At 43.5% G+C, this 12,478-nt stretch carries 10 protein-coding genes; 3 read left to right on the top strand and 7 right to left on the bottom strand.

Translation table 11 applies throughout. From position 1 onward, the window contains the following. The first annotated feature begins 3 nt into the window (after window positions 1-3). Window positions 4-612 (top strand): LysE family translocator, encoded by a 609-nt coding sequence (locus JKJ11_RS19735; RefSeq protein WP_252039840.1) that lies wholly within the window; start codon window positions 4-6, stop codon window positions 610-612. Between the two features lie 8 nt (window positions 613-620). Here JKJ11_RS19735 and JKJ11_RS19730 read toward each other — a convergent pair whose 3' ends face one another. Both JKJ11_RS19730 and malI read right to left on the bottom strand, forming a co-directional pair. After that, the gene (locus tag JKJ11_RS19730) at window positions 621-2,291 is read right to left on the bottom strand and encodes an amidohydrolase (protein ID WP_252039839.1); all 1,671 of its coding nucleotides are present in this window, start codon (window positions 2,289-2,291) and stop codon (window positions 621-623) included. Between the two features lie 136 nt (window positions 2,292-2,427). Next, window positions 2,428-3,450 (bottom strand): Mal regulon transcriptional regulator MalI, encoded by a 1,023-nt coding sequence (gene malI / locus JKJ11_RS19725; RefSeq protein WP_006069625.1) that lies wholly within the window; start codon window positions 3,448-3,450, stop codon window positions 2,428-2,430. A gap of 236 nt (window positions 3,451-3,686) precedes the next feature. Between malI and malX the strand changes: the two genes are divergently transcribed. Continuing rightward, on the top strand, window positions 3,687-5,261 hold the full coding sequence (gene malX, locus JKJ11_RS19720) for a maltose/glucose-specific PTS transporter subunit IIBC (RefSeq protein WP_252039837.1): 1,575 nt from the start codon (window positions 3,687-3,689) through the stop codon (window positions 5,259-5,261). Window positions 5,262-5,329: 68 nt separating this feature from the next. Then, complete coding sequence (locus JKJ11_RS19715; RefSeq protein ID WP_252039836.1) at window positions 5,330-6,514, top strand: MalY/PatB family protein; 1,185 nt, start codon at window positions 5,330-5,332, stop codon at window positions 6,512-6,514. A gap of 95 nt (window positions 6,515-6,609) precedes the next feature. On the opposite strand, the gene JKJ11_RS19710 is transcribed toward JKJ11_RS19715, so the two are convergent. The 5 genes from JKJ11_RS19710 to JKJ11_RS19690 all read right to left on the bottom strand — a co-directional run bounded on the left by JKJ11_RS19710 (window position 6,610) and on the right by JKJ11_RS19690 (window position 12,163). Next, complete coding sequence (locus JKJ11_RS19710) at window positions 6,610-6,981, bottom strand: hypothetical protein (RefSeq protein ID WP_006069628.1); 372 nt, start codon at window positions 6,979-6,981, stop codon at window positions 6,610-6,612. A gap of 327 nt (window positions 6,982-7,308) precedes the next feature. Beyond that, entirely contained in the window at window positions 7,309-7,938 is a 630-nt protein-coding gene (locus JKJ11_RS19705; protein WP_006069629.1) for a heme-binding beta-barrel domain-containing protein, read from the bottom strand. Window positions 7,939-8,192: 254 nt separating this feature from the next. Then, entirely contained in the window at window positions 8,193-10,157 is a 1,965-nt protein-coding gene (locus JKJ11_RS19700; protein ID WP_252039835.1) for an NHL repeat-containing protein, read from the bottom strand. A gap of 233 nt (window positions 10,158-10,390) precedes the next feature. After that, window positions 10,391-10,954: a TetR/AcrR family transcriptional regulator gene (locus JKJ11_RS19695; protein WP_236110260.1), complete on the bottom strand. Its 564-nt coding sequence runs from the start codon at window positions 10,952-10,954 to the stop codon at window positions 10,391-10,393. A gap of 123 nt (window positions 10,955-11,077) precedes the next feature. Next, complete coding sequence (locus JKJ11_RS19690) at window positions 11,078-12,163, bottom strand: glycerol dehydrogenase (RefSeq protein WP_063606919.1); 1,086 nt, start codon at window positions 12,161-12,163, stop codon at window positions 11,078-11,080. Window positions 12,164-12,478: the final 315 nt, after the last annotated feature.

Genomic DNA, 12,478 nt, shown 5'->3' with positions numbered 1-12,478 from the left:
ACGATGACGTTTGATGTTTGGTTAGTGTATCTGTTTAGTGTGGTGTGTCTGTCTTTGGCTCCTGGTCCGAATGGCATGCTTGCATTGAGTCATGGGGTCGTCTACGGCAAGACAAAAGTGTTAGCGACGATTACCGGGGGCGTGATTGGTTTTGTGTTGTTGATTGCACTGGCGATGTTTGGTGTAGGTGCCGTCATGTTAGCGACTTCGGAAGCACTTACGATCTTAAAGTGGGTGGGTGGCGCTTATCTTATCTATTTGGGTTATAAGCTATGGAATAGCCCGAGTCCAGAACAGACAAGTGTCGAGAAAACTGTTAACGCCAGAAAACGTGGTTTGTTTATTCAAGGCTTTTTGGCGGCGGTGTCTAATCCCAAAGTGTTGTTGTTCTTTGGTGCATTTCTACCTCAGTTTATGAGTTCCACCACACCATTGATGCAGCAATTTGTGGTTATTGCTGTAACCTTTGCTGTAGTGGAATTTGCTGTTGAGTATCTTATTGCTCGTCTGGCAAATAGGTTGCGTCCTTGGTTGGCTCGGCATGGAAAGCGCTTCAACAAAGGATGCGGTTCTATATTTGTGATATTGGGGGGCAACTTCATCGCCTCTTAAACAAAGTACTACGGCTGACTGTAGACGACTTCGCCTTGTAGCATGGTCATCATAAACTTTGCTGAAGGGATATCTTCTACTGCAACCTTCGTGATATCACGATCAAGAACAACAAAGTCAGCAGATTTTCCAACGCTAATGCTGCCAGTAATATCACTAATACCTAGACTCTTTGCGGCATTAATTGAATAGGCATCGATCGCCGTACTTACATTGGGAAGTCCTTTACTGCCCATGTGAATACTATTGGCTATGCCAACTAACGGGTTGATGTCATGCACATTCCAGTCACTACTTAAGGTTAAGTTTGCACCGCTAGTAAATATGGCGCGCAAGTTCATCAAAGCGTGAGCACGTCTTGCGCCAAGAAATACTTGTGCCCATTGATGGTCATTGTTGGCGACGTAGTCGGAACCAACTTGAAAGTCGGCGGTGACATTTAACTCGGCAAAACGAGGAATATCATCGTTGTCGATCAACTCCACATGAGTCAGGGTGTAGGGTTTAGTAGAACCATGGCGACGAACTTTTGCTATCGCGTTGAGTGACTCTCTGATTGCGCCATCACCGATAGCGTGGATGTGTGCACTGTAGCCAATTGCATCAAGTGCCGTCAGCCATTTCTCCATATCGCCAGGGGCGATGTAATTTAGGCCGTAAGGTTGGTCTGGAACATAAGTATCCAAGTAGGGTGCTAACGTTTTCGCAGTTCCGTTGATAAAGATGCCATCGCTGTACATTTTGACTTGGTCTACAATCAGTCGTTGTGAGGAGTCGCTAGTGTGTATTTTCTTCAGATAACCTAATTGGGGTTTCATAGTGTCAGTGGGGTAAATCCAAGGACGCAAAGATACACGAGCGGTTAAATCGCCGTTGCGCTCGGCTTCTTTCCACACATCAAACCAACCTCGCTTCCAATACAGGCGTCCATCACCAATCGTGGTAATACCATGAGCAGCCGCTTCTTCTAGCCCAACCATTAAACCATCGTAACTTTGGTCGAACTGGTTATTCATGCTATTCCATGCCAACTCCATAACGATGTCGCCAGCGTTATCCAAAAGGATACCGTTGAGCTCTTCGCTCTCTTGATCTTTGAGGATTTTGCCGCCTTGAGGATCAGGCGTATTGTTAGAAATTGCTGCGAGCTCCAAAGCCACGGAGTTGACCCACATAGAGTGCGAAGTTTGCTCCATTAGGATAACCGGACGGTTAGGGAATATCTCGTCTAGAACTTGCAACGGGCTGTTCTCGTTGTCGTCACTTAAAATAGCCTCTAGTGAAAAACCGTATCCAATCAACCATGAGTTGTCAGAAGGGTATCGTGCACAGGCTTTTAAGTAAGGGATTTGCTGTTCCAACGTTGCATCCAATCCCAGCGCACAGTTTCCGCCAGCCTCTGAAGCTGCTTCAAATACGTGATTGTGATTATCAATAAAACCAGGCAAGACATAAGTTTCTTTAAGATCGATAATCTCAGTGTGCTTATCTTGGTAAGACTTAATATGTAAGAGGTCACCAATAGACTGGATTTTGCCATCTTGAATGGCAATGGCCGTTGCATTGTCGTAGCCGTATATCTTGGCATTAATCAACAGAGTATCAGCGCTACTGGTAGCATTGGCGTAACTACTAATAGTAAACCCAAAAGCAGCGAGTAGAGCGTAGGTGTTTTTCATGATCATTCCTTCTGTCCCTCACTCATTATGAAAGGGATTGTAGAAAATAACTACTACTCAAAGTGATTGATTTGTTGAAGAAATTGAAAATGGGCTCTGCGTACGGTAACTGTAATAATAGCCATAAAGTCGGCAGCTACGCCGACTCACGAATGATCAGTTGAGGTGGTTGAATAAGACTATACGGTTGAGAATGTTCTTGTTCTAGTTGGCTAATAAGACGTTTCGCAGCCTGTCTACCCATTTCTCTTGCGTTGAAGTTGACGAAAGTAAGCGGAGGCTCGGTTAACTCTGCTTCTTCTACGTCATCAAAACCGATAAGTGATACTTGTTCACCAATAAACTGATCTTTGCCAATTTGTCGACCAGAACGATGAATGCCATACACAGCACCAAGCGCAGTGGAAGAGTGGTGGCAAAGAATTGCGGTTATTTGCGGGTGTTCAGACAGTAGCGTTTGTACTGCGTTAGCGGCCGCCTTTTGACCTTTTTCGCATTCCACAACCCATTCTGGTTTAAATGGCAAACCAAATTGCATGAGGGTGGAACAGTATCCACCGATTCGCTCGGCTCTGCACAACGAACTGCTTGCACCTCCAACGTATGCGATTCGGCGATGTCCTTGTTTTATTAGATGTTCGGTTGCAAGCTTCGCCGCATAGTTATTATCAGGGCCGACAAAATCTATTTGCTTGTCGAGCGATGCACGAGAGACGCAGACCAAAGGCAGGTTTTGTTCCTTCATTTTTTCGATATTAAATTGCTGGTTGTCAGCGATAGGGCAGAAAGCGATACCACCGACACCTTGCCGTGACATTGTCATCATGCACTTTTCAAATCGTTCCTGACTATCGCCACTTTGAGCCAGAATCAACATATAGCCTTGGCGTTCAATCTCTTCGCTAATTCCAGATGCGACTTCGGAGTAATAAGGGTCACTAATGTCTTTAAGGATCAGACCGATTATTTCGCTCGAATTTGAGCGTAAGTTTGCTGCAGCGCGATTACGAATGTAGCCAAGCTCTTCAACAGCTTGGTTAACCTTGTCTATAGTGTCGGGAGAAATACGTCCTTTGTTTCCCAATACCATGGAAACAGTTGTGACGGAGACTCCCGCATATTTAGCGACTTCTGTAATGGTCACTTTTTTTGATGACATAGTTTCACTTAATGTAGGAAAAACGTTTTATCAAATTACTTTACCTTCATTGTGTTGTTTTTTAAAGCCTTACTTTGGCTATGGGATTTGTTGTTTAAGTGGATCACAGATTTACTGATAAAACGTTTTATCAAAAGTTTTATCAGCTTATATTTGCGTCATAAATACAAAATATCATGCCCATCAGCAGTGGTGAGTATGAGCCCTACAAGCTCTTAATCTTTTGGAGACGTACTATGTCTACACGCAATAACAAATCGACCATGTGGGAGTTTCTGCAAAGCCTCGGCAAGACTTTCATGTTGCCTGTCGCACTTCTTGCTTTCTCAGGTATCTTACTTGGGGTGGGGAGCTCACTGTCGAGCGCGGCAATTAAAGAAGCGATCTCTTTACTAGATAATACCTTGTTGCAATACCTATTCATGTGGATGACAAAAATAGGTCTTGTTGCGTTTATTTATCTTCCAGTAATGTTCGCTATCGCCATTCCTCTTGGTCTAGCTCGCGAAGAAAAGGGTGTGGCGGCCTTTGCGGGTTTTGTTGGTTATGCAGCGTTTAATCTCGCAATCAACTTCTTCCTAACCGTGGCTGGCGTGCTAGGTGATAGCGCCCAAGAAAAAGCGTATGGTGTAAAAAGTATTATCGGTATTGAGTCGATAGATACAGGCATCTTAGGCGCAGTCGTTGTGGGTATTATCGTCGCAAAACTGCACCAGCGCTATTACACCTTTAAAATGCCTGATGCATTAGCCTTCTTTGGTGGTGCGCGTTTTGTCCCGATTGTATCTGCGATTGTGCTAGGTGTGGTTGGTGTATTTATCCCATTTGTTTGGCCATATTTCGCAGCGGGTATCAACGGTATTGGTCATGTTATCGAAGGCGCTGGCGAGTTTGGTCCGATGCTATTTGGTACCGGCGAGCGTTTGTTATTACCTATTGGTTTACACCACATCTTAGTTGCTCTGATTCGTTTCACTGAAGCAGGCGGTACAATGGAAGTGTGTGGTCAAACGGTTTCTGGTGCATTGAATATTTTTTACTCTGAGCTGTCTTGTCCTGATACTCAAGGATTCACACCTGAAGTTACCGCTTTCCTTTCTCAAGGTAAAATGCCGACTTTCCTAGGTGGTTTACCAGGTGCAGCATTGGCTATGTACCACTGTGCGCGTCCAGAAAATCGTTCAAAGATTAAAGCACTTTTGATCTCTGGTGTTGTAGCGTGCGTGGTAGGGGGTATTACTGAGCCTCTAGAGTTCTTGTTCTTATTCGTGGCACCAGTTTTGTATTTTGTTCACGCAATCCTGACTGGGCTTGGCTTCATGATTATGGGACTGTTAGACGTCACGATTGGTAACACCGACGGTAATATTATCGACTTCTTCGTCTTTGGTATTCTCCAAGGAACAGCGACCAAATGGTATTTGGTACCACTAGTCGCGGGTGTTTGGTTTATCGTCTACTACTCAGTGTTCAAATTTGCCATCACTCGTTTTAACTTGAAAACGCCGGGGCGTGACGTTGATACGGCTGAAGTCGATAGCCAACTTGAAGCAGCGTTTGTAAATGAATCTGGCAAAGGGGCTGCGGTGTTGGCTGCGTTAGGTGGAAAAGAGAATATCACCTCTCTCGATAACTGTATTACGCGCCTTCGCATGTCTGTTAATGACATGAGTTTAGTGGATGATGCGAAGTTAAAAGCTAACGGTGCTCTGGGTGTTATTAAGCTTGATGAACATAACTTACAGGTGGTCATTGGCACTCAAGTGCACTTAGTTAAAAACGAAATGCAGGCTTTAATGAGCGCAAGCTAGTTCAGTGTTTTGCTCTGCCTCAGTGTCGATTGTCTGACACTGAGGTTTATTCATTTTTGGAGACAGTAATGACTCAAGAGTTTGATTTTGACACCGTAATAGATCGAAAAGGCACTTATTGCACTCAGTGGGATTATGTTCAAGACAGGTTTGGGAAAGCAGGCTTGCTGCCATTTACGATTTCCGATATGGATTTTGCCTCTCCTCCAGCGATTCAAAGTGCGTTGAAAAGCCGAATTGAACACCCTGTTTTTGGTTATAGCCGATGGAATCATGATGATTTCAAAGCCTCGATATCTCACTGGTTTTCAAAAAGATTCCGTACAACGATCGACAAAGGTGACATTGTTTATGGACCATCCGTTATCTATATCATCTCTAAGCTCATTGAACGTTGGTCGAAAGCAGGAGAAGGGGTAGTCTTTCACACACCGGCTTATGACGCGTTCGACAAAATGATTGAAGGGCAAGGTCGCGTTTGCGCAAGGAGTACACTGCTAAAAGTTGAGGGCCGCTATCAAATAGATTGGCAGAGCTTTGAATGTCTAATTGCTCAGCCTGAAAATACGATTTTACTACTTTGCAGCCCGCATAACCCTACAGGAAGAGTTTGGACTCATGAAGAGCTGACCAAAATGGCTGAGCTCTGTGCCAAGCATGGTGTGCGAGTTATCTCGGATGAGATTCATATGGATGTCAGCTTTAGCACTCATTTCCCATTTACTGGATTTGATCAATCAATGGAATGGGCGTTAGTAACCTCAGCATCGAAGTCGTTCAATGTCCCTGCGTTAAACGGCGCGTATGCATTGATTCCTAATGCTCAAACGAGAGAAGATTACTTATTTAAATTGAAGCAAGTAGATGGATTGTCATCCCCTTCAATTCTTGGCGTTATTGCCACGATGGAAGCGTATAATCACTGTGAAGATTGGTTAGAAGCACTCAATAACTACGTTTACCAAAACCATAGTTATGTACGAGAATCGCTCAATGCTGCGTTTAAAGACCTTCAGTACGTTATACCAGAAGCAACCTATCTGGCGTGGATAGATCTTTCACCGTTAGCGCTAGATATGGATGTACTTAATAGGACATTAATTGATGATTATGGTGTAGCAATCATGTCGGGCGAGGTATATGGAGAGTCTGGGCTTGGTTATTTGAGACTGAACCTTGGTTGTTCACGCGAGAAAGTGAAGGCAGGGGTCCAGTCATTGATTCAAGCAATTCAATGCCAATTAAAGAGTTAACTGATTAATTCTATTGGCTAGAAGTAAAACAAAAGCGAGCATGTAAAGATGCTCGCTTTTAGGTTATTCAGGAAGTTAATTGTCGATTAGGACGATTAATTCTCTTTCATTGCCGATATTACCGACGGATCATTAAGCAAGTTAAATAATAAACTCTTAGCTGAAGAGCGCTGAGAATCAGAAAGCACTTTCTTAGGATTATCTCTGGTTTGAGTAATAATGTTTTTGACGAAACGGCTGTTGGTACCAGAGAGTTCATATACATAGCTGAGTGTGCTGATTAACTCGTCTTGAGGAAGGCTATAAACAGCCATTTCACAGCTTAAACCATCCATTGCAAGAAAGTTGTTGACCACTTCTTTTCGCTCAGCATTGAACTTCTCTTTCGCTATAAAGCCATCAATCAATGCTTGTACTCTATCAGCGATAGCGACAGGTACTTCCATTGTTTTTGTTTCATGGGTCATAATTGAATCTCCTCTACATGGGATTAACCGCTGCTTGTACGTAGCTACTGATTATTTCAACCATTATACTCATTCTGTAAATAATGGAGGATCGAGCTTTCGTTGTTGTTTAATCATTCTGCCATACGCAGAGCATGCTTAATAGTCACGAACGCGCAATTTGGCTCTATTTGCTGTTGAATTGGTCAATCAATTACGGTGGATTAACTATTGGCTTGAAAGTCTAGCGGTTACTGCGGATTTAGTAAGGCGAGTGTGGTAGGAAAATAAAGAGAAACAGCTGAAGCGCGGGGCTTCAGCTGAGAAGAGTTATTTTTGCGTGTTGTATTAGTTCGTTACGCGTTCAAGTACGGACGAATCTGTGTGAGCAAATTCACCATCATAGATGCTCAGTATTGTCGATTGAGAATAAGTCAGCGTGTCACCGTCAACTTTGATATTCATTGTGAAACCGGTTGTGCTTGCTTTTTCTTTCATAAAGTTAGATTCAGCGACACCTCTTTCTGACATCACTAATGTCATGTCATTACCAGCAGCACCTTCTGCAGTGACACAAGTGGTTCTCGGTACGCAGAACGAGTTGTAAACGATTTGGTTCTCTTGGTCATAGATAAAGTAACCGCGTTGGTCGTGGAACTTAGTATCGTCTGCTTTGCGGAAAACTTCTTGCTTGTAGTAAAGCGCAACAAGCGTTTGCTCACTGGCATTAACCGCATCTGCTGCGACTTCAAACGTCATGGTCTCGTAGAACGGCGTAATGGCAGGTGCACCTTTACCTTGTTCGGTACCTGCCTGAGCTGGAGAGATATCGACACCGCCGCTTTCTACTGATTTCCATGTTCCGACAAGTTGAGCTAGAGGACCGAAGTCCATACCGTCGATTACCGTGTGATCTGCCAATGCTGGAATTGGAGCTAAAAGTATCGCCGATAAACTTAGTACTGCTGTTGATTTCATTACTGCTTCCTTATTGATATTAGAGTTATTTTTCACAAGAGATACTAAGTGCATATTGATGTGCAAAAATTAATCTAAATCATGTTTGCTTCCGCAAAATAAATTCAACTGATTCATAAGGTTAGTATCTGTTTCTAGATGTGAATTACGCTTATGAAGTTTCAATTCTGTGGGTTTGTTTGGGCAAAGAAACGACGAAAGGCCTACATAGTAGGCCTTTCTAAGTGTCAACTTATAAAGGTATTTTAATTACTCTATTTGTTTGTTCGTACTTGACCGATTAACGGATTTTTCACTGGTTGAGCTATACCGTAAACCACGACAATACCGTTTCCTCCTCCCATGGTTGATGTTCTGCGCTCAGGATTTTTATCAGTTAAAGCAGTAATAACGTTCCAGTTATTGGCTACCCATACGTTACCTGCGTCGTCCACCATTGTGTCGGTTGCTTCTTGCATAACACCACTTTTGTATGAGTGAATAAGGTCACCCGTTTTGGTATCCGCAGGGCAGCTAGAAGTATCTTCACCGCACACTTGAGCAAAACCTGTACCTAAGAAGTTACCCACAAAGACATTGTCAGCACCGTCAATACTAACCCCCCATGCTGCATAGATTTCTTTATCAAGTAAGTTAGATTTTACCACTTCACCATCTGGAGAAATCATAGTTACGTTGCCTGTTTTTGGTATATCAGCTTGGTGCGCAAATATGTTCTCAATTGAGATACGGAATTCATCAATAATGCTCGTTCCTTTTGGAATGTTAGGTAACGGGTAACCTGGAGACAAGTTAGCGCCTACCCATACGTTGCCTTTTGAATCAATAGCGAGACCACGTGGAGCAATACCAGTTTTAATTTGTTTCGCATTAGCAGGGTTATCTGCCTCAAAACGTGTGACTGTCATTGAGCCGTTATTTGTTACCCAAACCACGTTATTGTTGTCTACAGCGACCGCAAATGGTCGTTTAAGTCCCGGTACATCAACGATCTCGCCTTTAGTGTAATCGCCTTTAGGGAAACGTATCATATGATTGTACTGGTTATCACAAACCCATACATCGCCATTTGGAGCAGTTGCTAGACCCTGTAATTGGCCGTGCTGACCATTAATAGTTGCAGGGCCGAGTGCTTTACCTGTCAGATCGAATACACCAACTTTTGCATTGAATGTACTAATCCAAACCTTGTCTTTTGACACAGTAGTACCCCAGCCGCTGCCATCGAGTCCTTGACTGTTATACCCAACTAGAGGAGGGGACAGTGGCTTGCCACTCGGCGCCATTTTTACTACGCCACCGCCAATCGCTGTACTTAAGCCCGACTGAGAACCCGGCATCCAGTTTTGTCCGCTCCAAAGCTGACCTTCGTTATCAAACATCAGGCGACCCGGAGAATAAATACCGCCACCAGTGAAACGAACCATAAGTGCAAAATCATCTGGCCTGTAGCTCAAGTATGGTAAAAAGTCGGTATCTCGACGCTGCTCCCCCTTTGGATAGACATAGGCATTAGCAAACTGATCAAACAAAGCCTTAGTGTGTAAATAGGGCTGTTGGGCAATCTTGGATAGTGCTTCCAAAGTATCATCACTATTTGTGATCTCTAAGTATTGGTCACATAGGCCGCGTGCTTGCTCTGCACCACAAAGCGCAGTTAATGCTGCAAGCGTATTCATTCGAGCGACGGTCTCGGAGTCTGCTGAGTTAACTCCGTTGAGTACGGTAGCGCCAAACTGGCCTGTTTGCACATCTACTAAGTTTTGAACTTGCTCTGAGCCGATAAGTAACCCGTTATTAGATCCACTTAAACCATAGTTTTGAACGTATTGTTGGGCATTTGGCCAAAGTGAACCGATAGTAGAGAGTTCATTCAGTACAATGTCACCTTGCTGCTGGCTATTTAAAATCGCCAAGCTTCGGTATTTTTCGACGGACTTGCCTTGGATAGTGCCGCCTTTTGCCGTTAGGTAATAGACCCCGTCGTCTTGTCGTGTATTCTCAGAAAATGATACCTGGCCATCGTGTCCACTTTTACCTTCAGCCATAAGCACTGGTGATTGACCAGCTTGTGTATACCACAATGATACTTGAGCATCGCTAATTTGTTGATGGTCAGATTCTACCGTCACATCAAACGACAGTGTGTCACTTGCATGGACGCTAGCGGATAGCGCAAGAGCAGCAGGAAGAATAGTCGCGAGTTTAGAAGCTTTCATGGTAATCCTCATGTGTAAATTCAGTAAGTTGTTCTTAGACATAAAGAGAAGAAACTTCCTAATTTGCTGTCTCGCCTCAGTTGATGAGGTAATACTAACCATCCGGTCGGTCGAGAACAATCAACAGCACTAAGATGTGGATTAAGTTTGGTTCACTTAAAGTTAAACTCAGATAAATGTATGTTAGTTAACAACTAACACATGCACAGAGGTGAGGAAGGAAGAGAGTAGTGTTAGGTAACAGGGCAGTTTAGTAAACGTTTGAACACTAAAGTACTTCCATCAACAAACAATGCTTGTCGTTGATGCTCTTCGTAAACTAGGTTCTGCGCTGTAGACATAAACATTGAATAGACAGACTCAACTAGCACTTCTGTACTCTCATTTTGTAAACCATTACGGTGTTGGGCTTCCTGAATAAGACGGTGCAGTCCATCAAGTGATTGCTGTTTAGCTCGCTGACGAGCTTCTCTAGGAACAGAGCGAGATGTGTAATACATGCTCAAAAATGCTACTTTCTCTGGATTTACAATTGCCCAAGATAGGCTTTCTCGCCATAAAAGCTCTAATCGAGCATTGATATCTAGGGTCTCATGGCCAGTAAAAAAGTCGTAATCTGTCTTGATCGATTCATAAATTGCATTTGTGAGAGCCTGTTTAGATTTGAAATGATGGAATAGCGTTGCTTTTGCAACCTCTGCCTGTTTCGCTACCTCAATGGTGGATAAGGAATCGATGCCTGTCGTTGTTGCTAGCTCAAGAGCCACTTCTAAGATACGTTGCCTTTTGGCTGTCACTGTCCTAACTCTCTCTTTTTAAGAACCTTTTTGAGTATAGATAGTAAATTGGCAGTAGGGAACATCGACCAAAAAAAAGAGCCAGCTTAAAGCTGGCTCTTGATTCTCATAACGACAGGGAGATTACTTTTGACCGAGTTGGTGTGCAGTAAGGATCGCCGCGAACACACTGTCTGCAGTAACAGGGAATGGCATGTTGTGAATGGTCTCACCTTCAGCCGTTGCGCCTTCTGCTACTTCAAATAGCTTGTCTTTGTTGATTTCTTTTACGCCCATTTCAAACAGGTTAGTTGGTAGACCTACTTCGCGGCAGAAGTTGATTACAGTGTTAATCTCTTCCATTGGTGCGTTTTCTAGAACAAGTTGAACCAACGTACCAAATGCTACTTTTTCGCCGTGATACAGGTGGTGACATTCTTCAAGTTTCGTTAAGCCGTTGTGAATAGCGTGCGCAGCCGCCAAACCCGAGCTTTCAAAGCCGATACCGCTTAGGTATGTGTTTGCTTCGATGATGTTTTCAACAGCCGTAGTGCTGACGCCATTTTCAACGGCAACTTTTGCTTTTAGGCCATCTTCAAGCAGCGTTTCGTAGCAAAGTTTTGCCAGTGCTTGGGCAGAGCGTGTTGGTGCGCCACCGGCCATTGTTGCTTTGCCAGATGTCATATTGGCACGTGCTTCGAAGTAAGTAGATAGAGCATCACCCATACCAGCTACAAGAAGACGAACTGGTGCGCCAGCGATAACTTTGGTGTCCATAACAACCATATCTGGGTTTTTAGGGAATAGCAGATACTCAGCGAATTCACCTTCTGGTGTATAGATAACCGCTAGTGCACTTGTTGGCGCATCAGTTGAAGCGATAGTTGGTACTACAACAACTGGGATCTTAGTGTAAAACGCTACTGATTTAGCCGTATCTAGCGTTTTACCGCCACCGATACCGATGATGACATCGTTCTTTTGAGTTGCGCAGATGTCAGTAAGGCGGTCGATTTCGACACGTGAACATTCACCGTTAAATACGTCCATTGCCAACGGCATATCTTCTTTAGAGAAGCTTTCTTTAACTGTGTCGCCTACAAGGCCAGTTACAAATTCATCAGCAATAGCAAGTGGGTTAGCACCAAGTGCTTTTACATAGCTAGCGATAGAGCCTAATACGTTTTCACCTTGAACATACTTACTTGGGCTAATAATAATTTTGTCCATTTTTTCAGACCTTCTGTTAATGGTTATCTTTGTTTCAACGTTGGATTCATCATAGATATCAAGGCTGCGTTTACTAAGTCATTCTCCACTGCGCTTGTTGTTTTTATGACATGGCTAGCAAAGCCAGATTTGCGAAGAATGGAGAGTATGCTCATATCTTGGAGTAGATCACTAAAAGGACAAAATAGCGACGTTGGCGTTCCAAAATGAAACGATAAATAAACGGAAACGTTTCATTATGAAACGCAAATTCTTTTCGTTGTCGGGGGAGGATTTGTTCATATTATGGACCTAAACCTACACAAATCCAATTAA

This window comes from Vibrio sp. SCSIO 43133, from assembly GCF_023716845.1.
GTDB classification, from domain to species: domain Bacteria; phylum Pseudomonadota; class Gammaproteobacteria; order Enterobacterales; family Vibrionaceae; genus Vibrio; species Vibrio mediterranei.
Note: the sequence above shows the minus strand (reverse complement) of the source record. Positions and strands in the feature narration are given on the sequence as shown.